Genomic DNA, 22,982 nt, shown 5'->3' with positions numbered 1-22,982 from the left:
AAGCTTGTCCTCCTGTATGTGTTTACGATATTTTTATTTTAGAATTTATATTAAGGAGATTCTGAACGATGGCTCTATCAATATCCAGATCAAACTTCCTACCCCAAAAGCATTCTGTACCAGCGGTACGAGTGATCCGTTCATAATCTTCTAGCGTTAACGTTCGAGGATAATCCGGTCCTGTTTCCCAGTCTGTATACCTTTTAATTTCACTCCGTACATTGCTCTTAAAAGTACTATTCAAAATAATCGTATGGAAGAAGATTTCATCACCACATAGTGAGTTCTTAAAAAATCTAACATACTCCGGAGTAGTAGAAATGAACTCCATGATGTATTCCATACATTCACCTGTAATGGACATCCAGTTCGAGCCTTTGTATAGTGCTTTTGGGAGAGCGTCCAACCTTCTTTGCAGGAACGGAACACTCATTACTAATTTAATATACCTCATTCTAATAGCTGCCATACGTCTGGTCCTTGAGATCAAGAATCTAGGATAATAAACCGATACCCGCTCATAACATCCCCACGTTTCAGAAACGTTCGGTAATTGGAGATACTTCACAAATTCATCCCCCTGATTCTCCTTAAAGAACTCAAGAATAACCTCATTGGAAGCAAGGGGCATATCCTGACCACTTATAATGTGAATATAACTGAACTTCCCATGTTGTTTGATCAGCGCAAAACACTTCAAAATACATTCAATCTGACTATAATGTCCCCACTGTACATCAATAGGATCTTCCACAAAATGGATATCATCACGATGGGTAATGTCAGCTTCAATATCACTTTTCTGATCGACATGCAGGAAAAACTCGACGGATTCACTAGTTAAACTATCGATTAGCATATTGATCTGTTCAGAATTTTTGTGACAAAGGATCACATACGCCATTTTGAATGATTCCAACAACCTTCACCCTTCCGACCATCTATTTCCAAATATTATAAAATAAATGGACGAGAATGAATAGTTCTTTTTATCCATATAAAGGTTTATTTTCCCAAAGATTAGTTATTTCGTGTGACTCTTCACGATGAGTCTGATCCCAATGTTCCAAGGATCTTTGAATGTAGGGTCCCCGTTCTCTTCCACAACAGTGTAGCCAGCCTGCTGAACACGCTCAACGACAGCCGCACGTTCCTCTTCATTCGGGAAAAGTAAGGTGAAATAATCAATTCCTACTGCATCAGCAGGAGCCGCAGGTGCACCTTGCCCCGCCCAAATATTCAACCCAATATGGTGATGATACCCACCTGCGGAGATAAACATTGCCGCACTGCCATAATTAGCTACTAGATCAAATCCAAGCAAACCAACGTAGAACTCCTTCGCCTTAGTTAAATTACCTACATGAAAGTGCACATGGCCGATTACTGTTCCAGCAGGCAACCCGTTCCATTGTAAACCTTCAGAAGCTGCCAACAATCCATCTACATCTACTGGATCCGTTGTCATCACTACATGACCTTCTGCATCATACTTCCATGTATCCTTAGGACGATCTCGATAAATTTCGATTCCATTGTTGTCTGGATCCTGAATGTACAGCGCTTCACTCACCAAATGATCCCCCTGACCTACTTCAATCCCTGAAGCAATCAAGTTGCGAACAACAAGTCCCAGGCTCGGACGATCCGGAACAAGGATGGCAAAATGATACAGTCCAGCCACAGAGTTCGGGCGAAGCACCCTTGCGTTCTCAATCTCCCGCAGAATCAATAACACATTCTCGCCATCAGCAGTCATTTCTACCTCACGGCCAGATTGCCGCAAGACACTTAGTCCCACAACGTTCTTATAAAAAGTGAGCGAACGCTCTAAATTACTTACCCTAATTTGTACCAGACCAATTGCTACGTCCGGATGAAGTGTTGTTTTAGTTGTCATAATGTTTCCTCCCAATCTCCTGTAACTTGTTCAGTTACAAATTAACTATCTTTAGTATAGTTACCTTCTATATGTTTGTCAATTACCAATAAAAAAAATCATGCCGACTGATTCACAGCCAAACATGATTCATAACATCCTTAGAAGAGCTATTCCTGTAAATATTCAGACACACTGGACTCCAGAAGTCCAATTAAGTCTTCATCCATATACTTATAATCATCTGATATATTCAGACAAATTATTCTTTTGCCGATTACAATGTCTCTAAATTTATCTTGAATTCTTCGAACATGCTTCTTCTCCATCACAAAAATAACATCCGCCCAGCCCACATGCCCCGCAGAAAGTTTGATTCTGGCTTGATCCTCTGTTCCAGCAGATCTCACTTCATGACCGTCGATTCCTTGAAATATCTTCTCCGCAGTTAGACTCCGCCAACGATTCTGGCTGCAGACGAACAGTAGTTTAATAGAGCGCACCTTCCTTATCCGAGTAAAACCTTATTTTGTTTGTCCGTTCAGATAAACTCTCCTATTTAAGGAGGCTTCCGCAACCCATTTTGATAATAAGTCTTTGTTAAAAAGATATTTATTGTCTACATTTATATAAGGAAAGGGAGTACCAGGAAAAGACCCAAGCTTTAAACTGTTATGCTCCGTTGTAATAATATTCATCACCTGAGCTTCAGTCAAATTCAGGTATAAGGCCGTCTCTTTAATATCCATAAGCAGCTTATCCGCTGTTGTTATCGATGGAGTCTGTTCTTGATCGACTTTCGTTTCTTTATCGCCATTAATAAATGAACATCCAATAATAAATGAAATCCCAAGAATAAAACTCGCTAGGATGATATAAATCTGATTTGTTTTCATGGCCCCCTCCTCTCTACACCTCATATTCAATCAACCAACAATCTCTTAGTTCTCCTTCATGCATTTCATGCTTCTCAAGGTATTTCTTCTTTACAAAGCCACTTTTCTCATATGCCCTCAGCGCTCTCTTATTCCAAGCTTGCGGGTCCATTACGATTTTAACAGCCTGTTTGTTTTCAATAAGATAGTTAACTGTTTTTTTGATGAGCTGCGAGCCTATGCCTTGATTCCACCACTCCGCCTCACCAATGAACTGGTCCATCCCGAATATTTTACCTTTAAATTCTGTATAACCGTATTCCTCTACTTCTTCTTCATCAATCAGATAGAACTGGAGGTATCCTATATCCTGCTCCCTATATTGCACAATACACCGCGTGACTTCATCTCGATCCTCATAAAAATGCTTCCTAACCAGCTCCAGATCATGCGGTCGATCACGACCTTCGTAAAATTCCAGTACAACAGGATCTGAGAGCCATTTCATAAGCAACCCAGCATCACCCGGTTCGAGTGTTCTTAGCCTGATCTCTTGCTGCTCAAAAATAATCATAGCGCACCATACAGTTCTTTAAGAGGTCTGTAGCTTAGATGTTCTTCGATTTCCGTAACGACAACCCCTTGCTCGGTGTCCATCACACGGTAGGCTTTGGCTTCTTCTCTGGTCGACATCACCTTAAATTCATGATCCTTGTAGATGATGGCACAGTTATTATCCACTGCGATGCCAGGCAACCCTCCACCTTTAACCATACGCGAAAAATCCTCAACCCGAATATCCTCATTATAATGCGGACAATGAATACCAGGCAGAATACCCATTGCTTCAAGTTTAATATACTGCCATTCCCCTTGGTCGTCGAACGCTTCAGAGTCACTATGCCCATATTCAAACCAGCAAATAGATCCTGCACTCAGCCCTGCTAATACGGTCCCAGAGGTGTAAGCATCTTTTAGAAGAGCAGCCACACCGGTATTGTTCCAAATCTCCAGCATTTTTCGGGTATTGCCTCCACCAACATAAATCAGATCAGCGGACGTAATAAGCTCAACGATTTCTTCATGGGTATAGGTTTGACTCACAAGTAATAAATGACTTGTCTCACAGCCTAGAATCTCGCCGTACACTTTGTTGAACGTATCACAATAACCTGGAGCATCACTACTAGCTGTTGGAATAAATAATGCTTTCGGATTAGCTTTTTGGGTTAACTTCACAACTTCACGATCCATTTCTAGCGTTTCCAGATCGATTAGCTCTCCCCCACCTATGACCACGATAGTCCCCATAATCTCCCCTACTTTCACTAGGATCCACTTTCTCCCTTTCCGTATTCCTCTGCAAGGATGCTGTAAATCTCCAAATCAACGAGACCTTTACCTGACCATACATGAGCTTGCCTTAACGTTCCCTCTTTCATAAAGCCACTTTTTAGGAGCACCCGCTTGGACCGCTCATTAAAAGGCATGACCTCTGCTTGGATTCGATTGACCTCTGCAGTTTCAAATAAATATTTTTTCACTGCTTGAATCGCCTGAGTTGCAATCCCTTTTCCCCAATAAGATTCCGCTAAAAAATACCCAATCGTAACCATATCCACTTTTTGATTAAAATCCATAGCTTCGATGATACCTAGCAATATGTACGGATTATTTTTGCGGAAAATCCCCCACTTCACTCTTACCCCTTTGTTAAAATCCCGCTCAAAATGTCCAATCATATTTTTCACTGTATCTTTATTATGCTTCGGAATAATACCACAGTACTCAAACACTTGATCATTGCTATAAATTCCAAATACCTCTTCGAGGTTACTAACTTCAATCTTTTTTAGTGTTAAGTGTTCAGTTTCTAAAGTAGGGAAATGCTCAAATACGTGACTAAGCTTCAATTTGTTCCCTCCGTTACTTTTTTGGTATTTCTATCCCCGCACATTTCCCCTGTATTGCGCAGTTCTAAGCTCTCGTATATATGGCTCTGTAGCTGGCATAACCGCGTCTACGGCTTGTTGAATGGCCAACTCAATATCATAAGGGACTCTTACAAATTGTATGTTCAAAGAAGCTCCTGTCACTCCTCCATACTCCCCCTCCAAAATCACATAAGATGCCTGAGTGACATCCAGAGGATTCCCCACGCTGCCTACATTAAATAAAGTCTTCCCTTCTATATGTTGAATAAAAGCATTATGAATGTCCCCATAACCAACGATATCCGCTTGTCGCTTCTCCTGGCACAGATCGGAACAACCAAACATAGACAGTCGTTTCTCGTAATCGTCCCAAGGCTGAATCCGTTCATAGTAGCTTCGCGGCGAAGCATGAAATAACCGAATAAACTTACCACTCATCATAAACTCAATCGAGAACGGTAATGTACCCAAATAAGCAAGACGTTCTTTCCCTAACAATTTCCGGCTCCACCGGGCCATTTCAAAATCAACATCCTGATTCATTAAATCATCCCAGTTTCCCATAACACTGATTTCACAATTGTTCTTAATGATATCAACGGCTAGATCTGAATTCGGCCCTTTTCCAACAATATCTCCCAGGCAAAATATCCTGCTAATTCCACGCTGCTTAATATCATCCAGTACGGCTGTCAAAGCCGGGATATTTCCATGTATATCTGAGATTAATGCGATTTGTTCCACTGTAGATCCTCCGTTCATTTTTCCACTTCAGCTTTGTAAACTATATAGATTGTATTATACCCTCTATCTTTTGTTACCTACCTTCTAAATACAGATTCTATAATTATGTCTTACTTCCCTTCTTTGAGTCATTAGTCCCCTAACCAAGCCATTGAACAGCCTTATGATTATGAGAATTTAAAATATGATTGCAATAACCAACATGATGTTGGATGTGCCTGATCTGCATTAGAATAACATCAGCCTTAGTGAATTCGTTATATACGTCACAAGGTTCGAAAATAGACTGGTCGTTTAATGGTTCTATAAAAGAGTGAGACTTTTCTATCATTTCTTGCACATAAGCACCCATTTCCGCTTTCGTCGGATCCTCCGTACATTCCTTATCCAAATCAGGTGTGATATCTTTATTTAAGGTAGGTATGTGAAATACTTCACTTCCTTCTCTAAACCAAAATTGAATCCCCGTAATGGCATGAAAGATATGCTTCCAATAGTTCGTTTGTCGGTCAAACCAAAGCTCATCAGGACATTCTTCTACTAATCGAGTAAGCATCTCTAACGTTGGCTCAAACTGACCCTTTAAGACATCAACCATAGTAGTATTCAAAAAAATCAGCCTCTTTTCTATTTTTTTATAAAACCCCTTAGTCTCTGCAAAAAAAAGACCACAATCACGTTAGCACATGTTGTGGTCTTCATTCTACGTTGAGATATGGAGTAATTATATTTCCGGCATTTCATTGACAATCTGCTCCAAAGTAACCTCCTGAAGGACATTCTCCATCGCCTTTTGCGCGTTCGAGAATACGGGTACAATAGCGCTGGCAATATTTTTGCCGACTGGACATTCCGGGTTAGGGTGCTCATGAACCGAGAACAGTGAATCCTCTTCCACCGCGTTTACTGCCTTATAAATCTGAAGTAGTGTAATCTCAGCGCTGCTACGTGAAAGCGAAGCTCCTGCGACTCCCGGGCGGGCGGTTACCAGCCCTGCTTTTTGCAGCATACTCGTTAGCCGGCGAATAACTACAGGGTTTGTGTTCACGCTACCAGCTATCCACTCCGAGGTGCTTTTGCCCTCTTTATTACTGTCGATTAACGTTAATATATGAATAGCTACCGCAAATCGGGTGCTGATGTTCATTGGAAATCTCTCCTTCTGCCTTACTGACGTGCTAGTAACAAGTGCATTATTCAGATGCAACAATAATAGTTACATTTTATGCATTTGTCAAACACTTGAGGAGATAAAACTTCAAGATCGCAATTAATGAATATTGTGCTTCTTGAAATTACCGCCCTTAACTTCTGCTACATCATATACTACAACAAAAGCGTTAGGGTCAATTTCATGAATGATATCTTTGATTTTGCTTTCTTCCAGACGGTTAATTACACAGGTGATTTCTTTGAATTGTTCATTAGAGTAGCCGCCATAAGCATCTGTATAGGTTGCCCCACGACCCAATCGGTCACGAATCGTCTCTACCATGATTTCCGGTTGAACTGTAATGATTTTAAAAGTTTTAGAACCGCTCAATCCTTCTTCAACAATATGAATCACTTTAGAAGCAATAAAATAAGCAAGTGCGGATAGAATCGCCCCTTGTAGACCAAACGCTGTTGAAACAACAATAAAGACAAACATGTTTAGGAACAAGATTAGATCACTAGTCCCAAAAGGTATTTTTCTTGAAAGTAATACGGCCAACATATCTATCCCATCTAACGCCCCGCCATTACGTAACGCTAACCCCATACCAAAACCGATGATAATCCCGCCGACAACAGTAATTAACAATGTATCTCCTTCAATAATCGTTGGCACATGATGCATAAGGCTTGTACCAATGGCAAGTGACGCAATACCGATAATGGAATAAACAGCAAAGCTTTTACCAATTTGCTTATATCCTAGCCATACAAAAGGGATGTTAATTAGAACAATTAGCAGTCCTAACGGCAATCCAAACAGCTGTGAACCAACGATACTCAGCCCTGTTACACCACCATCTGAGACATTGTTGGGTATTAATACCGATTCCAGACCATATGAAGTAATTAGTGCCCCTATAATAATTAATATGACTTTTGAAAATATCTTCAGCTTATTTGATTTTTGATGCTGTCTCATACCATGCATTCCATTTCCCCGCTTCAAATTAGTTTTTTTATATCACTACAAGTGAACAATATTCACTGGACAAAAGCCGACAAAAAATAGTCTATAATAAATGTCACCACTTTGGCAAATCAGACGCCACTAGTATAATATCTATTATTCTACCCATATGACTTAAAATAATCTTATCGCTCCATAAAAAAATGAAAAAACCAGACTACGAAAATTCGTAATCTGGTAATCTTCATTATCCGCTAAATCAGCTATACCCTCATATATTCGTTATATAATTGCTCAAAAGTATCGTATCGTACAACTTTCCTGCCTAACTTATTGTATTCTTCCAGATATTCATCCATGACCTGCAAAAATTGCTCTTTAAATAAATGTAGATTATCAGAATCAAAATACTGCATAAGATCAAACTTTTGGGTTCCCCTTGATTCTGTCATTTCATCAAGAAAATTTTGTATGCCCATCGCTACATAATAAGCATAAGATTTATCATTTAATTCTACACTTGCTATAACCTTATTGCGGCTGTTACACCACAGTTCCTCAAAGGTCCCGCCAAGATTATCATAGGTTGGGACAGGTTGAATCACAAAATCCTTATACATTTTATTATATAAATCATTAACGTTTTCTAAAAATCTATATGATGCGCTTCTGATTTCAATGACAGTCTTCGCATCGATCACAGCCATATATTTCATTTCAAAATCATCAGGAATGTAACGATATGTAGCTATTTCCTCCAGATATCTCTTAAGTCCCCGTTTAAAATAGGTATTGTTCAAATGTGTTAAAGCATTTACCAAATTGTACACTACTTCGCATGAAGCATACCTCACTGCTCCGATATCCTCAGAAAGTAATGTATTCGTATATTCTTGTTTTGCTATGTCTATATTCTTTTTCGCTCTGCTAATACATTCACTCCCAATAGGCTTTGCCAAAGCATCGAGCGCTCTCTGTTTATATAAATTTAGCTTTTCCAGATATTCGGGTTTCGCACAATATAACAGTTCTAAATCTATCAGACACGAAATCATTGGGCTCTCAAGATTCGCTTGATCTTCTATCCTTGTTTCCCATGGCGTACAATAGATGTCGTATCCAACATCCTCCAGAATAAAACACGAAGATATCCCCCAGCCTTGGGCTGTATTATTAATTATGATTAGATCAAGATCGCTTTTTTCATGAAAATCTCCGGTACTGAAAGAACCTGTAAGCCCAATGATTGCAATGTCATCAGGAAAATCTCTCTTAGCACGTTCAATAACCATACTAATAAGTCTGTCATTTTTATTTAAAATTTTTTGTCTAATATCAGCATCCATATCCAATTCCCCTCTTCCTCACAATACATTTTAATTCCATTGTATATGGATCTTGTTCTAGTGAGTATTCCGACTTTATCTATATTTAATCTATACCAAGTACAAGCCCTCCTCCTTCTAGGTAAACAAAGAACGCGCTGGCAAGAGACGAATCTTCTCTACCAACGCGTTATTTAGTAAATAATGAATGTTTTTCTCACAGCTTGCTTTAGTAAATGAAAATTTCATCTAAAGGTCTTCCGTCACAAGGATTAAAGTCAATTCCTAAAATCTTTGCCATCGTAGGAGCTATATCTACCATTCTGAGATCCCCTATGGGAAAATCACTTTTCACCTTAGTCCCTGAGATCACCAAGTTGCATCTGTAATCCTCTTTTTCGGGAGAGTAGCCATGAGTAGCATATTTAATTCCTTGTTTGTCCAAATCAACAATGGTTGGTTCATCCATGCTTTCATCGAAACAATAGCCTTTCTTAGCTTCAAGCATATACCTAGTAGATTGGCCCACATGTAGATGATCCAGCTCCTCTCTTGCATACAATTCCTCTATGCCAGAAGCGTCATCTTTCATATCCTCCCGAATCGCAGCTAATGCTAATTGTTCAGCTTCTTCATCACCTTGTTTGATATGTAGATAAGCGGCTCCGCCCCCGCACTGAAAGTAAGCTCTCCACTTCATCTCACCATTTTCTTCATAGATCAGCCCTTTTTCCTGTAAAAGGTTGTTCAAATGCACTTTGTATCTAACATTGAACTGGCCATGGTCACCCAAAACTAAAAAAACTGTGTCATCCTTTATTCCGGCTTCATCCACTGCTTGCATAATATCGCCTAGCCGTTTATCCATGCGTGTGATTACCTGCTTCACTTCATCGCTGTCAGTGCCGTAAATATGCTTGGCGTCATCCAGATCAATCAAATGCATCATCAGAAGATTAGGTTTTTTACGCTTAATCGTTTCTATCGCACACTTTGTCGTGAAGTCATCCAGATAGGGCTGCTCAATCCCTTTTCGAAGCCGTCCGTATTTCAACTCCATCTCGATACAATATAATGGGCTCCCGCTTTTTAACACCTTCAGTGCTTGATTTTCTTTTTTGATAGCTCTGATTTCAGGGATATTGTATTGGATTGAGGATTTCCCTGATACTGGCCAGAGAATTCCAGCGGTACTCATGTTATGCTCGCGCGCAGCATCGTAAATCGTGGGCACCTTTATCGCATTTCTGAACCAGAACCAGCTTTGCTCCTTTTCCTTCACAAACGGCTGAAATGGATTGTTATGGTGGATACCATGCTTATCTGGATATACACCGGTTGCTATCGTAGTATGCACCACATAAGTGAGCGTGGGATATACACTTTTTAATTGATTACTATGCGCTCCGTTCTTAATCAATTTCGATAAGTTCGGAAGACGGCTGGCCATTTCCCATTGGTCTTCTGAAAAGGCATCGTAAGAGATGACGATCAGATGTTTGGCCATTGCCGTTTGATCTTTGCTTGACTTCATAGGATAAGTCCCTTCGGTTCATCTTGTTCAAGTTGCTCTTTAGGTAAAGTTATAAATACGAAGAATCCAATAATGAATAGTGGGATAATGGCTAAAATACTAAATTTAGCGTTGCCTGTTAGGGTAGTTGTTAATGACATTACAGCAGGACCAACAATCGCCGCAAACTTACCAAAGATATTGTAAAACCCAAAGAATTCATTGGATTTTTCCTTAGGAATAATCTTCGCATAATAAGATCTGCTGAGTGCTTGAATCCCTCCCTGGGCGGAACCAATTAGCGCTCCCAGAATAAATATATGCCACACTGAAGTAATAAAGTAAGCCGCGATACAGGAAATGATATATGTAAAAATCCCTACGATGATCATCGTTCTAGCTGAGTATTTTTTGGCGAGATTACCATACAGGATAGCACACGGAAATGCGATGATCTGGATAACTAATAAGATCCCCAGTAAAGTAAAGGTATCAAAAGCATCCGCACCCAGTACCGATGTGGCATATGGCACTACCATTTTAATAATCGTATCTACCCCATCAATATAGAGAAAGTAGGCGATCAAGAATACAAATACTACTTTATGCTGTCTGACATTTTTAAACGTGTCTCCCAATCTTTTAAAGCTATTAATGATCGGTTTGGGTTCAGGTTCTATGTAATATCTTTGCTGCACATCCTTGATCATAGGCATGGTCAGCAGTCCCCACCAAAGGGCTGTGATTATAAATCCAATCTGATAACCAATCGATTTGTCCATCCCCATAAACAGAATCAGAAGTAGACTGATACCGAAGGGAATGACACTGGCGATATATCCAAAAGCAAAACCTTTTGAAGATACCTTATCCATTCTTTCGTCCGTGGTTACATCCACCAAAAAAGAATCATAAAAAATATTAGCTCCCGCAAAACCTATTACCGACAAAATATAAAATACAATCAATAGCTGCCATTGTCCGCTTGCAGGCGCAACGAAAGCCAGTGAAGCTGTAGCTATCACACCGATCAATGAGAAAAATATGAAGAAGCGTTTCTTCTTATCCTTGTAATCTGCCATCGTCCCTAAAATCGGGCTTAAGATCGCCACCAAAATACTCGCAATGGAATTAAAATACCCCAAATCCATACTGCTGTTCACATTCGTAAACATTCCAAAAACAATGGGCAGTAATGCCGTTGTAACCGCCATCGAATACGCAGAATTTCCACAGTCATAAAGAATCCATGATTTTTCCTCTTTACTTAGTTTCATCTAACAGCCACCTTTTCACCTAGTTCTTTCTGTTATATCACTTAAGCGTATGTGGCATGTTAAATGTATGTAAAACTATACTTCATAATTCCAATGGAAAGCTGATCCTCATGTCCTCTCCTGTATTGTCAAACTCTTGAGGATCTCAGCAACCTGTAGAGCATACTTCTTACTCAAACGTGACTTACCAAGATTACTCTTCACAATCTTAATAATTCGCTTATCAGGGCTCTTAGCGAATTTCTCCAGCATGGCAAAGCCCGATTCAGGTTCACTCGCCACAAATACACTTAAGCTGTATTCAAGCCCCTTAGATAATACACGAAAATGCTCAGCGTCCTCATATTGCACTTCCCCACTACCCATATTTTCCATGATTCGAGTAGCCAACTGAAGACAATAAAGCGTATTCTCTTTCTTTTTTAAAAGAGGAGGATGCGCTAACGCTGCTACAAAAGCTCTTTGTTCAAGCCCGTTCGCACCCTCTTCCCACAAGTCGATCAGCTGCCTGACAATGGCAAAACCATCCTCCCCTATACTTTGCAGCGCCATAGCAGACGCTTCACGCATCCTCCATCTGGAGTCGTTCATAGCTGTCTTAATAATGCTCTGAATCGTAATTTTCTGTTCTTCATTAGCGTAGCTGTAATAAGCGCCCAGCGCTCTAACCGCACAAAACGGCAGAAACTCACGGGGATCATTCACCCCAGCTTCTGCCTCTGTAAGATTAGCCCAGGAATTAAGAAACTCCCAGTCTGTTTCTGTTAGTTTAGGATGGGCAAAATGTTTGGCAAAATCTCCTGAGAGCTCCAAATTCACTCGTTGCCCGGGAAGGTTGCTCTCCTTCATCAGTAAATCTCTAAGCTGTACCCACTGTTCCTTATCGCTCACCCATTGTTGAAACAGCATAACCGTCATTTTTTGTCCAGCCATCTCTGGTCCCTCCGGTATCTATCTTCAGATTCGAACGATCCCCTGCATCTCATACGGATAATCAATCTGCTTCTTCACCGAATTCATTGCTGATTCACCAGCCAAAGATGAAATCAGATATAAACCTAGATCAATAGAAGTCGAAACTCCACCACCTGTAATTACATTTCCATCATGTACAATACGGGTCTCCACAACTTCTTCACAATAGGGTCTTAGTAAATCATAGGCAGATGGATGGGTAGTGGCTTTTTTCCCTTCTAACAACCCCGCAGCCCCAAGCAGCAGTGATCCAGTGCAGACCGACACCTTATAAGGAACATTGCGGGCACCCGCAATCCATGAGACAAATGCTTCATCATAACGGAGTTTCCGTGTCCCCATCCCTCCAGGTACAAATATCATGTCATACTCCGAAAGCTCAGGCAGCACTTTCTCTGCTTTTACAGTGAATCCTAACTCATCCGTCACTTCTTCCGAAGCTGCACATATATCCCACGACAACCCTTTGCCGATTTCAAATTGCCCTAATCGATAAATAACATCATAGAACCCCGCAAAATCTAAGAACGTAATCCCGTCAAAAAGTATAAAGGCGATTTTCACACTCGCACTCTCCTCTTTATGGTTTGGTTAGGATAATAGGCTCACCTTTCGTCACGATAATCGTATGCTCAAACTGCGCTACCCGGCCATTGTCTACAACGCTCAGTGTCCATCCATCCGACTGCTGCTCCACGTAATCTGCTCCAGTAGAGAGGAAAGGTTCAACGGTAATCACCTGTCCCTCTTTTAACACTGTAGTCACTCTAGGATTATAGAAAGGTAAGATTTCAAATGGCTTCTCATGCAGTGATTTGCCAATCCCGTGGCTGCACAGATTACGAACCACTCTATAGCCGCGTTTCCGAGCTTCGAGCTCCATCATTCTGCCAATTTCATTGACCTTCATCCCAGCTCTCAGATGATTGATTACGCTCATCATAGTTTCCTCAGTACTCCGGCACAGACGTAAAATATCCTCATTGTAGGGTGGCAATTGAAAAGAAACCCCCGCGTCCCCATAATAACCATTCAACTCAGCAGATACATCAATATTGATCAAATCACCGGCATTAATCACTCTAGGACCAGGAATCCCATGAGCAACCTCTTCATTTACACTGATGCAGGTGCTGCCTGGAAAATTATACGTTTTCATCGGGGCTGAGGATGCTCCGAATTCCGCTAGAATGCCAGCTCCAATCTTATCAAGCTCTGCTGTTGTCATGCCGGGAGTAACTTTCTTTTTCATCTCGGCGATGGTATGTCCTACCACTTTTCCTATGGCTTTTAGTCCTTCTAAATCTTGTATGGTATCACTCGTCATCTATCACACATTCCTCTCACTTCTGGTATGAATCACTTGTCTAACTTCTGAAATGCACTTCCATTCCACTGAAAAATATCTTCCATCTGTTTACCCGCTACATTATCGTAATAACTTCTCTTGAAGCTATGGTCATCCACTTTATCAAGCTTTATCGAATACCCCTTAGGACTGCTGATAAATAAATCAGAACCGGATTGGATTGGTAGTTCCTCTATAACGTTATTTTTTCTAAGCGTAAACAACTTGTAGAAGTAACCGTTACTTGACCCGTACTGCCCCAAAGTAAAATCCGGATCGCCGTCGCCATTATAGTCCTCAAACTGAATTTGAAAAAAATCTTTAAATATTATGGGATCCTCAAAATGTTCACTGAGTGGAAAGCTATTCAAAGTTCTCCCTTGATTATCAATAAGAACAAGCCCAAATCTGCCGCTCCAATTCCTTCCCATCAACGGACCTGGTATTGTCCAATCCTCACTGTAGGTTCCATCTAAAAGCTGCAGATTCAAGAATCCAGTTCTATTCGTTAAGGGATAGAGATCATTATGTGATATCGTTACTGGACCTGTAACCTTAACAGAAGACTCCAGCGACTCCGTCTGTTCTATGTTCGCCTGATCTACTGTCCCAAAAATGAGTTTCCTTAATTGGTCCGAATTCTTCACCGGAATAGAGTAGCCCTGACCACCATTCTCAGCTGTAGTAAATACTCCTCTATAGCCGGGCTCATCACCTATTGCTATGTAATAATCCTTCGAGTAGCCATCACCATAAACAAGTTCCATTTTAAATTCAGGGGCCCAATCCAGCTCCCCCGATAATTTATTGCTCTTGTTCATAGCCTCCGCAAGCGTCTTAATCAGAGTAGAGTCCTTCAGTATTAGGGTCTCAAAATGTTCGGGTCGATCAACTTGGTTCTGATCACTAGTTGTTACAGGAGTTAAAGACACTCCGGTGATCCACCTAGCATTAATGAATCCCACGTCATTCTTACATCCGCTTAACAGCGTAACTACTACCAAAGATACAACACACAATAAACGCCGAATACGAACCGCCTCCAATAAAAGAAACATAACCCAATTATAACAGTGTCAATAAATATAACGAAACGACTTTCCTAGCAGTTATAAAAAAAGACTATAACCTGCTCCTTTAATGAGTGGTTCTAGTCTTATAGAATCAAGTGAATTATTTAGAAATACGATCAGACCCTTAAGCTTTATCGGTAGCTCCTACCGTCTTAAGCCAAGCATCTGCAATAAGGGCATGGCCTGCAGGTGATGGATGTACTCCATCCGGAGCCCAATAAGCAGGTTCTGCTTTTACAGATGCCGCAGCAAACAGGCCATCCAGTGGAACAAGCAATGCACCATATTCACGCGCCAGTTCCCGTACAATGTGAATTTTCGGGTCCAGATCCTGGCGCCAAGCTTTACGATCTTCAGGAACAGGCAACACGAATGGCTCTATTAGGACTAATTTAGCAGCGAGCGAATGCTGCGTGCGCTCGATCAGGTCACGATACGCAGCTTCAAATTGTTCAGGCGTTGTTTCCTGACCAGAATCAAAGCGGCGCCAAGTGTCGTTAATACCAATATATATGGACACCCAAGTCGGCTTTAGATTCAGGCAATCCTTATCCCAGCGTTCCTGCAAATCTACAGCACGATTGCCGCTAATTCCGCGATTATAGAATGTAAGGTTCTTCTCAGGATATAAATGCCCCAGACGAGCGGCGATCATCAATGCATAACCTACACCAAGCGATGAAGCATCTTCATAATTACGACCCCAATCCGTTATGCTGTCGCCTTGAAACAGAATGACATCGTTTTGCCGGAATAACATCACGTAATCCTCCTCTATTTCCCTTTGTTAATATTAGCCAATCTATTATAGCAAAAACGAATACTGCGTACTAGGATAACGTTTACAATTCATGGTAGAAACCACTAGAGATCAACAAAAAAACCTGCTCAATTCAGAGCAGGTTTTCCAATCATAAATTAATAAGCTAAGCTAAACAATCCTTTAATGTGGGACAAGTAACGAATATTACTGGCTTCCTTCATCAAGGTTGCTGGTAATCCTTTTAGCGGAGTAGAGCTTGCACCAACGATGGCCACACCGTCTTTACGGCCTAAGCTCGCAAGAGTACCTGAGTTGATCGGACTAAAGGATTCAAAAGATTTGTCCTTCAAGTACGCATAAAGATTGTAACCGATCAATTCACCCATTTGCCAAGCGATTTGTGCAGTAGGTGGATATGGACGACCATCCTCAGCAAAGACTACGGCGCTGTCACCAGCAACGAATACGTCTTTGTGTGAGGTGGATTGCAGGAATTCATTTACCGTTGCACGACCACGGTTCACTTCAAGACCGGACTCACCAATCAGTGGATTTCCTTGTACGCCGCCCGTCCATACAAATGTGTTAGCAACAATTTTTTGACCGTCTTTCAAGTCAATTACATTATCTGCTACATTCGTCACAGGTAGACCTGTCAAGAATTGTACACCACGTTTTTCTAAGCTTGCCACTGCGCGTTCGATCAGTGCATCTGGCAATACCGGAAGAATCTTAGGACCTGCTTCAACCAGCATCAGTTTAATTTCTTTAGGATCCACACCATATTTCTTAGTGAGTGTTGGCAACACATCAGCGATTTCACCAACCAGTTCAACACCTGTTAAGCCACCGCCGCCGATTAGAATGCTTGCATCCGCTGGATTTTTAGACTTTGCATATTCACGGATACGTTCGTCAATGTGACGATGAATTCTGTTAGCATCCGCTGCAGATTTCAAGACCATGCTGTATTGCTCAAGACCTGGAATGCCAAAATAAGCTGTTGTGCTTCCAAGACCCACAACCAAAGCATCGTAGGATAATGTCACACCATCAGATAGTGTAATTTGTTTGTTCTCAACAGAAAAAGAATTAACTTTTGCAATTTTCAGGTCGATATCTTTACCTGCAAAAAGCTTAGCTAGCGGCATAGCAACAGCACCTTCTGCAACACTACCTGCTGCAAGACGATGCAATTCTGTAATAATTTGATGAGTAGGATATTGATTAACGACTGTAATTTTAGCTTCGTCTTTCTTTAGGTACTTGCGTACAGTCAAGGCGCTTAGTAAACCACCATAACCTGCTCCTAGAATGACAATATGTTTAGACATGATGTTTCCTCCGTCCTTACGAATGAGATATAAAAAATATTATTTCTGCTGACTGCGTTCGCCGGCAACTTGAAGATAAGCATTTACAAAACGGAAAAGCTTTTGTGCTTGTGGATCTTTCATCATCTTCATTAGACCAAATACACCGATCACATCGCTACTTTCATTCGCACGATCTTGCGCTTCGATCACTGTAGCTGCCATATTCTTCGCAGAATGCACCACAGGTTCAGCAAGCTCTTTAATTGCACTTACCGTATCACTTTTCAAGACTTCATCCGCAGCGACAGTTTGAACAAAGTCATATGACTTTGTGAGCACGCCGACAAGCTCTGTTAATTTTGGCAACTGTTCTACTAAGACAGTTAACGATTCCTGAACTTCAGGCTTCAATAGCTGCTCAAGAACATTCATTTGTTCTTGAGTAACAACTAATTTTGGTGATTCTTGTTCAGGGGTTGTTTGAGTGATTGTTTCTGACATATCCGAATCTCCTCTGCAAATAAGCTTTGCTGCTTAATAGTAATAAAAAATAATAACTTTTAACGCCATATTTCTATTATAGCACTTATCAAGTTATAAATGTCACAAAGTTTTTGAATTTTTCTAAAGTTTTGTGATTTTTATTACATTAAAATCGATTGATTAAAATTTTCGATATTTTTTATATACGCTTAGGTGATTAAATACTTATTGTGTAAATTCATTTAATTTCATCTCCGACTTCAATAAAGCGTTCACCATATCCTGATTCTTCATTGTTGGAAGCAACCTAAAGTAAAGAGAACGAAGGAAATTCTTTGTATTCACACGAGCAACATACTTGTTGCGACTTCTTGGCCACCCACCACATTGCTCCAAGCTGCTGACCCAGTCGACAATTGACTGCTGCGGAAGTAAATGATGATCTATGATTGTAGCTACAATCGTAGCCATCCGTTCATCTTCTTCATCGCTAAAAATGTACTGATGATTGTTGTAAAGCATTCTTTGGATGACCGCCAGAACCTCTTCCCTGATTGCAGCATCACTCTCCGAGCACAATACCAGTTCATCCAAGGCATCTGCACCATGCGCTGCAGCGTGCGCCCAGCCTTCTTCTTGCATAAATCCTCGTAAATCCTGTTCTTCCTCATAATATCTAATCAGAGCTTCCTTCACATTTGTAAACTCAGCGCTATCTAAAAAAGCCTTTTCCCTATGCCGCTGAAGAATAAGTGCAACGACCAGAACAGAAAACGTTCTTGTGAACACAGCCTGATCCTCTTTGCTGCCAATGTGATAGAACAAATGCTGCTCGTCAAGGAGAATCAAGAGAAGTTCACGAAGCTCTGCATCACTAAACCATTGTTTCTCGTTCGTCCATTTGTAGAAGGTGGAATAGATCAAATTATCTCGCAGCTCCGGCTGTGGATCTCCTATGTACTCAAGCATCAGCTTCACATAATCCCTTAGCTGCTCTCCACTTCTAAGCTCATAATCGTTCTCTTCAATTCTTTGCAGGTCTATGATCAACTGCTCTCTAGTATCGTTCAACATTCCCACCCTTTCATTTATAAAAGCATTTTGCATATCCTAGTATCCTAATTTACATCCTAATATTTTACAACATAGTATTTATTCTTCATACACTCCAAGTACTTAGAAGACTTAAGCTACATGAAGTGAGAATTTAATCATTGACGAAAATAATTAACTGTGCTATTTTGAGTTAGTAACAAATAGTTAGTTTATTTATAAATGTCACTTGTTTATAATTAAAAAGCAAATACATACACATATGGAGGAATAACTCATGAGCACTTTTACAGATTTGATTGAATCCCGTAGGTCTGCGATGAATTTTGTTGAAGGGGTAAAGATCCCTCAGAATGAACTAGAGGAAATGTTCTCTTACGCCAGATTGGCACCATCGGCTTATAATCTTCAACATACAAACTATAAAGTCGTTTCTGATGAGAATTTGAAAGAAGAGATTCGTAAGGCAGCTTACGGTCAATATAAAATACACTCTTCCTCAGCGGTAATTGTGGTGCTCGGAGATAAGAATGCTTATCTGAAGGCTCCAGAAATTTACGGAGGACTCAAAGCTTTAGGGGCGATGAGCCAAGAGGATTATGATGCAGAGATAGAAACAATTAACAATGCTTATTCAGGAAATGATGCTTTTCAAAGAGATGAAGCTATACGGAATGCTTCTCTGTCTGCCATGCACTTCATGCTGATTGCCAAAGATAAAGGCTGGGATACCTGCCCGATGATCGGCTTTGATCCGGAAGCCATTCAATCCACTTTAAATCTACCCGATCATATGGTACCTGTTATGCTGATCACTATCGGCAAAGACAAGAAACATAAAATCAGACCACGCGGCTATCGTAAACCGGTCAATGAATTCGTTGAATTTATCTGAGTATTATAGAAGCATAACAATATTATGACAAAAGCGTTCCATCCGAGGTTTGAATAACGGATGGAACGCTTTTTAATGAGGCTGTGGATCTGAAACCTTTCTTCACTGCTTAGCGTACTGAAGAATTGCAATCGCAGCTCGTTCTTGTCGTTCTACATCTTCACTGACTAGAGCTTTCTTCAAAATACCGAGCGCAATAGAGAGTGTCTCATCATCCACAAGCACTTGATGATTCACCGCTTGCTCTGAAGCATAAGACCCTTTAATCCACAGATCCACACGAGCGCTAGGTATTGGCCCCTTATACTGCTCAGCTAATCCACTATCGCTAAGAAACTCTTTCACTTCTGCGTTTAGGTCGATTATCGGAAGACTATTCAGCCAAGTTACACCTCTTCGATGGCATGTGCCGTTGTCTGGCGTGTCATATAATTCGTTGTAAAAATAATCGCCAAGATCACCTAGATGTACCCAGTCTCCATCACACACCAGCACATAATCGCCATCCTGCATTGTATTTACGAACAGGTGAATGGCTTGCAAATGTTCTGTAAGCTCCAGCTCACTGTATTGATAAGTACGAAGCAACCGTTCACGCAGCTCTTCTATACTGATGTTCTCCAAATCCCCTATTCCCGGGTAGCCGATACTCACATAATTATCCTCCAAAAATGCAGCCATCAGCTCTATCCCCAGCGGTTTCGATCCTATCTTAAACAGATTCATCATTCAATCCTCCAAGTATTTAATAAAATGCTTGTAATAACCCTTGGACTTTGGAGTTATAAACCGTCCATCATTCTCAGAATCCTTCATTAGATTATGAAGTTTTGAACCTCCAGTATAGGGATCTACAACACTGGCCTTAAGCCGTGTCGCTTGGATCGCCTTCTGAGGACAAGAATAAACACAACGCATACATAATAAGCAATTTTGACCGAATATAATCCCATCTGCGCTATTGCTAATATTAGAAGTTGGACAGCTTCTAACGCATTTCAAACATCGTGTGCAAGAGTCTGTTGTTCGCAATCCTTTGGCGAAGTATTTCCCCCCTTGATGTTCCTCACAATAATATACCGTTCTCAGAACTCCCTCCAGCACAGGATGAATCCGCAGGTTCCGTGGAATCCGATTCATGATTTCCTCTGCAAATAACTTCACCTTACGCTGAGCGACCTGATATAACTGCTTATTCAATCTATCATCATATTTTATATAAAAATTGCATGGCATCGCCAAAATGGAATTGTGGAAAGGTGTAAATCCCTTCTTACGTAAATAACGAAGTACAGTATTCGAAGCACCGTTATTAATATAGTGTGGAGAAGAGGCTGTCTTGAATACAAAAGCCGGAGTTCCATTACAATCAGGTAGCTGTTCTACAAAACGTTCGACAAATCCGGATGCGCCAAAACCTAGAACCGGATGACCAATCCCAATAAGGTCGTAGGATTCATATTCGACAGAACGAGTACCTTTTAGAACATCTTCCATTCTAAACAAATCTACGTCTTGTCCGCTACTTCTGAGTGCTTCAGTAAATTGCTTAGCAATAATCTCCGTATTTCCAGTACCTGAGAAATAAAATATAGCCGTCTTCGCATTATGCATGCCATCCCCTCCCAGAGCAAATATACCTCATCCCCAGCAAAGAAAGCTGTGAAGTTGAAGTGGGATTATAGTGCATAATCATATACTCAATCGTGCGTCCTCACAGGAGTAATTAAAAAAAGTGTAGACGTAGATGCGTCTACAGGCAGGATCACCAGCGGCCTTTCTTTGCCCGCGAACCTGATTCTAAGCGTCTCACTATCAATCGCCCGAAGGATTTCCCGGAAATACTTTCCGTTAAATGCTGCTCGAAAATGATCACCATCTAGATACTCTAAAGGAATCTCTTCTTTTACATCCCCAATTTCTGCAGTCTTGGACACTAAACTTAGCATGTGAGAAGGAAGTACGCTCAGCATAACACTCTCACCAGCCAATATAGAAATACGTTCAACCACATGTAACAAACGTTCTGTCTTAACAATCACTTCGGAAAGGTATGCTTTCGGGATTAAATTATTGACAGAGGGATAGGTTCCTTCTAGAAGGGCAGACTGAACCCTCAATCCATTAGAAATAAATCTGATTTGCTTAGGCCCTATTTCTAATTCGGTGCTGCCGCCTGCATCATCGTTTAATATTTTTAAAAGATCCTCCAGGGTGCTGCCCGGAATTACAACATCCAAATGAATTGCACCGTAATCTTCTACGCTTTCAACAACATGCTGGGCGAGACGGATGCCATCAGTGGCGACTACACGAATATTTCGCCTATCAATTTGAAGAGATACTCCTGTGAGCACAGGTCTGGTTTCCGATGAAGAGACCGCAAAAACCACTCTTTTAAATATTTGCTTCAAAAGAGTGTTATTCATACTTATCCTTTGAATGTTTGGATGATCTATGTATTGGATTCTCGGAAACTCTGCCGCATCCATTCCACATAAACGAAATTGAGTGTTCCCAGATTGAATGTTTAGCATCAATGACTCTGCGATTCTCAGCCTAATAAGTCCAGGATCAAGCTTACGAATGATCTCATAAAAATAACGCGCGGGAACTACGATCTCACCTGTGTTGTGTACAACCACCGAATCCCTCTTCACAGGGAGCTTATATTCAATGGTCATTCTTATATTGCTCGCCGTTATAATCAGCCCCTGAGTTTGCGCCTGAATAAGTATTCCTGATAGAACACGTGAGGAGCTATTCGCGGATATGGCTTTTGATACTGCCTGTAATGCGGTACTAAGAGAATCTTTTGATACATGGATTAGCAAAGACTTCACCTAACTCTCCTTAGATTCCTTTACAAAATGCGCCTCAATAATGTTCCGAAATACTTGGGAGCGAGATGCGTTCTGTTCCTCACAAGCCTGCTCTATCTCCTGCCAAACGTCCTCAGATAACGTCAAAGATACCTTTTTAGTTATGCCGGTGCTTTTTCTACCTGCTCCTTCCCGAAGACCTCCCCTTGTAAAAAGAAACCCTAATTGCCCGTCTTTTGTAGCTATACCTACTTTGACTTTATCCTCATCTTCGAATTTATAATCACTCATTCCCTCGCACCTTCTTTTTTTGATTTTAGTAACTTAAATCAATATACCTGCTATTTTCATAATATCATAATCGCCCTTATTCCACCATCATTCGAAACATAAAAAAACACCCCAAGATCGGAGTGTGTGAATTGCACTTTATACATCTATATTTATACATTGTGCTGCCTGAGCGATGTAAGTGTATTCTCTGCAACTAAAAGTGACTAAGCACCTTATTCCCTCTCACTCACCATCTCCCAAGGACTCCCTTCCCTACTGTTCCGATCATCTTTATCCCAGAACTCCCTA

General features: G+C 40.8%; 27 protein-coding genes. 1 reads left to right on the top strand and 26 read right to left on the bottom strand.

Annotated features, from left to right (window positions below; genetic code table 11):
* Positions 1–22: 22 nt before the first annotated feature.
* The 22 genes from R50345_RS11735 to R50345_RS11630 form a co-directional block, all read right to left on the bottom strand.
* Positions 23–919: a beta-1,6-N-acetylglucosaminyltransferase gene (locus R50345_RS11735; protein WP_197069776.1), complete on the bottom strand. Its 897-nt coding sequence runs from the start codon at positions 917–919 to the stop codon at positions 23–25.
* 105 nt (positions 920–1,024) lie between these two features.
* Positions 1,025–1,900 carry a VOC family protein gene (locus tag R50345_RS11730; protein ID WP_042126719.1) on the bottom strand — a complete coding sequence of 292 codons (876 nt, stop codon included), beginning with the start codon at positions 1,898–1,900 and terminating at the stop codon, positions 1,025–1,027.
* A gap of 149 nt (positions 1,901–2,049) precedes the next feature.
* Positions 2,050–2,373, bottom strand: coding sequence for a low molecular weight protein tyrosine phosphatase family protein (locus R50345_RS11725; protein ID WP_042132098.1), 324 nt, complete (start codon positions 2,371–2,373; stop codon positions 2,050–2,052).
* Positions 2,374–2,403: 30 nt separating this feature from the next.
* The gene (locus R50345_RS11720; protein WP_052414570.1) at positions 2,404–2,775 is read right to left on the bottom strand and encodes a hypothetical protein; all 372 of its coding nucleotides are present in this window, start codon (positions 2,773–2,775) and stop codon (positions 2,404–2,406) included.
* Between the two features lie 13 nt (positions 2,776–2,788).
* The gene (locus R50345_RS11715) at positions 2,789–3,328 is read right to left on the bottom strand and encodes a GNAT family N-acetyltransferase (protein WP_042126717.1); all 540 of its coding nucleotides are present in this window, start codon (positions 3,326–3,328) and stop codon (positions 2,789–2,791) included.
* Positions 3,325–4,065, bottom strand: a complete 741-nt coding sequence (locus R50345_RS11710) for a Type 1 glutamine amidotransferase-like domain-containing protein (protein WP_042132096.1) — start codon at positions 4,063–4,065, stop codon at positions 3,325–3,327. The genes R50345_RS11715 and R50345_RS11710 overlap by 4 nt, the downstream gene beginning before the upstream one ends.
* A gap of 17 nt (positions 4,066–4,082) precedes the next feature.
* Entirely contained in the window at positions 4,083–4,667 is a 585-nt protein-coding gene (locus tag R50345_RS11705) for a GNAT family N-acetyltransferase (RefSeq protein WP_042126715.1), read from the bottom strand.
* Between the two features lie 30 nt (positions 4,668–4,697).
* Positions 4,698–5,432, bottom strand: coding sequence for a metallophosphoesterase family protein (locus tag R50345_RS11700; protein WP_042126713.1), 735 nt, complete (start codon positions 5,430–5,432; stop codon positions 4,698–4,700).
* A 139-nt stretch (positions 5,433–5,571) separates the two neighbouring features.
* Positions 5,572–6,042 (bottom strand): DinB family protein, encoded by a 471-nt coding sequence (locus R50345_RS11695; RefSeq protein ID WP_042126711.1) that lies wholly within the window; start codon positions 6,040–6,042, stop codon positions 5,572–5,574.
* Positions 6,043–6,156: 114 nt separating this feature from the next.
* The gene (locus R50345_RS11690; RefSeq protein WP_042126709.1) at positions 6,157–6,579 is read right to left on the bottom strand and encodes an Rrf2 family transcriptional regulator; all 423 of its coding nucleotides are present in this window, start codon (positions 6,577–6,579) and stop codon (positions 6,157–6,159) included.
* A 123-nt stretch (positions 6,580–6,702) separates the two neighbouring features.
* Entirely contained in the window at positions 6,703–7,578 is an 876-nt protein-coding gene (locus R50345_RS11685; protein ID WP_197069775.1) for a YitT family protein, read from the bottom strand.
* 242 nt (positions 7,579–7,820) lie between these two features.
* Positions 7,821–8,903, bottom strand: coding sequence for a nucleotidyltransferase domain-containing protein (locus R50345_RS11680; RefSeq protein WP_042126704.1), 1,083 nt, complete (start codon positions 8,901–8,903; stop codon positions 7,821–7,823).
* 208 nt (positions 8,904–9,111) lie between these two features.
* Positions 9,112–10,416 carry an alkaline phosphatase family protein gene (locus R50345_RS11675; RefSeq protein ID WP_042126702.1) on the bottom strand — a complete coding sequence of 435 codons (1,305 nt, stop codon included), beginning with the start codon at positions 10,414–10,416 and terminating at the stop codon, positions 9,112–9,114.
* Positions 10,413–11,672 (bottom strand): MFS transporter, encoded by a 1,260-nt coding sequence (locus R50345_RS11670; protein ID WP_042126700.1) that lies wholly within the window; start codon positions 11,670–11,672, stop codon positions 10,413–10,415. The genes R50345_RS11675 and R50345_RS11670 overlap by 4 nt, the downstream gene beginning before the upstream one ends.
* A 108-nt stretch (positions 11,673–11,780) precedes the next feature.
* Complete coding sequence (locus R50345_RS11665) at positions 11,781–12,605, bottom strand: LisH domain-containing protein (protein ID WP_052414569.1); 825 nt, start codon at positions 12,603–12,605, stop codon at positions 11,781–11,783.
* Positions 12,606–12,629: 24 nt separating this feature from the next.
* Positions 12,630–13,211 carry a DJ-1/PfpI family protein gene (locus R50345_RS11660; protein ID WP_042126698.1) on the bottom strand — a complete coding sequence of 194 codons (582 nt, stop codon included), beginning with the start codon at positions 13,209–13,211 and terminating at the stop codon, positions 12,630–12,632.
* 16 nt (positions 13,212–13,227) lie between these two features.
* Positions 13,228–13,974: a type I methionyl aminopeptidase gene (gene map / locus R50345_RS11655; RefSeq protein ID WP_042126696.1), complete on the bottom strand. Its 747-nt coding sequence runs from the start codon at positions 13,972–13,974 to the stop codon at positions 13,228–13,230.
* A gap of 32 nt (positions 13,975–14,006) precedes the next feature.
* A complete protein-coding gene (locus R50345_RS11650) occupies positions 14,007–15,053 on the bottom strand; it encodes a YhfM domain-containing protein (RefSeq protein ID WP_156114780.1) in 1,047 nt (348 codons plus the stop codon).
* Between the two features lie 139 nt (positions 15,054–15,192).
* Positions 15,193–15,828 (bottom strand): SGNH/GDSL hydrolase family protein, encoded by a 636-nt coding sequence (locus R50345_RS11645; RefSeq protein WP_042126692.1) that lies wholly within the window; start codon positions 15,826–15,828, stop codon positions 15,193–15,195.
* A gap of 158 nt (positions 15,829–15,986) precedes the next feature.
* A complete protein-coding gene (locus R50345_RS11640; protein ID WP_042126690.1) occupies positions 15,987–17,165 on the bottom strand; it encodes an NAD(P)/FAD-dependent oxidoreductase in 1,179 nt (392 codons plus the stop codon).
* Positions 17,166–17,204: 39 nt separating this feature from the next.
* Positions 17,205–17,648, bottom strand: a complete 444-nt coding sequence (locus R50345_RS11635; protein WP_042126688.1) for a helical membrane plugin domain-containing protein — start codon at positions 17,646–17,648, stop codon at positions 17,205–17,207.
* 207 nt (positions 17,649–17,855) lie between these two features.
* Entirely contained in the window at positions 17,856–18,701 is an 846-nt protein-coding gene (locus tag R50345_RS11630) for a DUF2785 domain-containing protein (protein WP_042132093.1), read from the bottom strand.
* Between the two features lie 259 nt (positions 18,702–18,960).
* Here R50345_RS11630 and R50345_RS11625 point away from each other — a divergent pair, with 259 nt between their 5' ends.
* Positions 18,961–19,578 carry a nitroreductase family protein gene (locus tag R50345_RS11625; RefSeq protein ID WP_042126687.1) on the top strand — a complete coding sequence of 206 codons (618 nt, stop codon included), beginning with the start codon at positions 18,961–18,963 and terminating at the stop codon, positions 19,576–19,578.
* Positions 19,579–19,680: 102 nt separating this feature from the next.
* On the opposite strand, the gene R50345_RS30275 is transcribed toward R50345_RS11625, so the two are convergent.
* From R50345_RS30275 to R50345_RS11605, 4 genes are all read right to left on the bottom strand, one after another.
* Positions 19,681–20,304 carry a hypothetical protein gene (locus R50345_RS30275; RefSeq protein WP_156114779.1) on the bottom strand — a complete coding sequence of 208 codons (624 nt, stop codon included), beginning with the start codon at positions 20,302–20,304 and terminating at the stop codon, positions 19,681–19,683.
* 3 nt (positions 20,305–20,307) lie between these two features.
* Positions 20,308–21,192, bottom strand: coding sequence for an EFR1 family ferrodoxin (locus R50345_RS11615; protein ID WP_042126686.1), 885 nt, complete (start codon positions 21,190–21,192; stop codon positions 20,308–20,310).
* A gap of 86 nt (positions 21,193–21,278) precedes the next feature.
* On the bottom strand, positions 21,279–22,421 hold the full coding sequence (gene dnaN / locus R50345_RS11610; RefSeq protein ID WP_042126684.1) for a DNA polymerase III subunit beta: 1,143 nt from the start codon (positions 22,419–22,421) through the stop codon (positions 21,279–21,281).
* Positions 22,422–22,691: a hypothetical protein gene (locus R50345_RS11605; RefSeq protein WP_042126682.1), complete on the bottom strand. Its 270-nt coding sequence runs from the start codon at positions 22,689–22,691 to the stop codon at positions 22,422–22,424.
* Between the last annotated feature and the right edge of the window lie 291 nt (positions 22,692–22,982).

It is taken from the genome of Paenibacillus sp. FSL R5-0345, assembly GCF_000758585.1.
Classification (GTDB): Bacteria; Bacillota; Bacilli; order Paenibacillales; family Paenibacillaceae; genus Paenibacillus_AQ.
Note: the sequence above shows the minus strand (reverse complement) of the source record. Positions and strands in the feature narration are given on the sequence as shown.

What these genes read in the sequence shown, in the direction of transcription:
- R50345_RS11685 (WP_197069775.1), bottom strand. Translation starts at nt 7,578, where the DNA reads ATGCATGGTATGAGACAGCATCAAAAATCAAATAAGCTGAAGATATTT.
- R50345_RS11665 (WP_052414569.1), bottom strand. Translation starts at nt 12,605, where the DNA reads ATGGCTGGACAAAAAATGACGGTTATGCTGTTTCAACAATGGGTGAGC.
- R50345_RS30275 (WP_156114779.1), bottom strand. Translation starts at nt 20,304, where the DNA reads ATGAATCTGTTTAAGATAGGATCGAAACCGCTGGGGATAGAGCTGATG.
- R50345_RS11605 (WP_042126682.1), bottom strand. Translation starts at nt 22,691, where the DNA reads ATGAGTGATTATAAATTCGAAGATGAGGATAAAGTCAAAGTAGGTATA.
- R50345_RS11680 (WP_042126704.1), bottom strand. Translation starts at nt 8,903, where the DNA reads ATGGATGCTGATATTAGACAAAAAATTTTAAATAAAAATGACAGACTT.
- R50345_RS11690 (WP_042126709.1), bottom strand. Translation starts at nt 6,579, where the DNA reads ATGAACATCAGCACCCGATTTGCGGTAGCTATTCATATATTAACGTTA.
- R50345_RS11670 (WP_042126700.1), bottom strand. Translation starts at nt 11,672, where the DNA reads ATGAAACTAAGTAAAGAGGAAAAATCATGGATTCTTTATGACTGTGGA.
- map (WP_042126696.1), bottom strand. Translation starts at nt 13,974, where the DNA reads ATGACGAGTGATACCATACAAGATTTAGAAGGACTAAAAGCCATAGGA.
- R50345_RS11645 (WP_042126692.1), bottom strand. Translation starts at nt 15,828, where the DNA reads ATGTTATTCCGGCAAAACGATGTCATTCTGTTTCAAGGCGACAGCATA.
- R50345_RS11675 (WP_042126702.1), bottom strand. Translation starts at nt 10,416, where the DNA reads ATGAAGTCAAGCAAAGATCAAACGGCAATGGCCAAACATCTGATCGTC.
- R50345_RS11715 (WP_042126717.1), bottom strand. Translation starts at nt 3,328, where the DNA reads ATGATTATTTTTGAGCAGCAAGAGATCAGGCTAAGAACACTCGAACCG.
- R50345_RS11625 (WP_042126687.1), top strand. Translation starts at nt 18,961, where the DNA reads ATGAGCACTTTTACAGATTTGATTGAATCCCGTAGGTCTGCGATGAAT.
- R50345_RS11720 (WP_052414570.1), bottom strand. Translation starts at nt 2,775, where the DNA reads ATGAAAACAAATCAGATTTATATCATCCTAGCGAGTTTTATTCTTGGG.
- R50345_RS11615 (WP_042126686.1), bottom strand. Translation starts at nt 21,192, where the DNA reads ATGCATAATGCGAAGACGGCTATATTTTATTTCTCAGGTACTGGAAAT.
- R50345_RS11730 (WP_042126719.1), bottom strand. Translation starts at nt 1,900, where the DNA reads ATGACAACTAAAACAACACTTCATCCGGACGTAGCAATTGGTCTGGTA.
- R50345_RS11710 (WP_042132096.1), bottom strand. Translation starts at nt 4,065, where the DNA reads ATGGGGACTATCGTGGTCATAGGTGGGGGAGAGCTAATCGATCTGGAA.
- R50345_RS11650 (WP_156114780.1), bottom strand. Translation starts at nt 15,053, where the DNA reads ATGTTTCTTTTATTGGAGGCGGTTCGTATTCGGCGTTTATTGTGTGTT.
- R50345_RS11635 (WP_042126688.1), bottom strand. Translation starts at nt 17,648, where the DNA reads ATGTCAGAAACAATCACTCAAACAACCCCTGAACAAGAATCACCAAAA.
- R50345_RS11640 (WP_042126690.1), bottom strand. Translation starts at nt 17,165, where the DNA reads ATGTCTAAACATATTGTCATTCTAGGAGCAGGTTATGGTGGTTTACTA.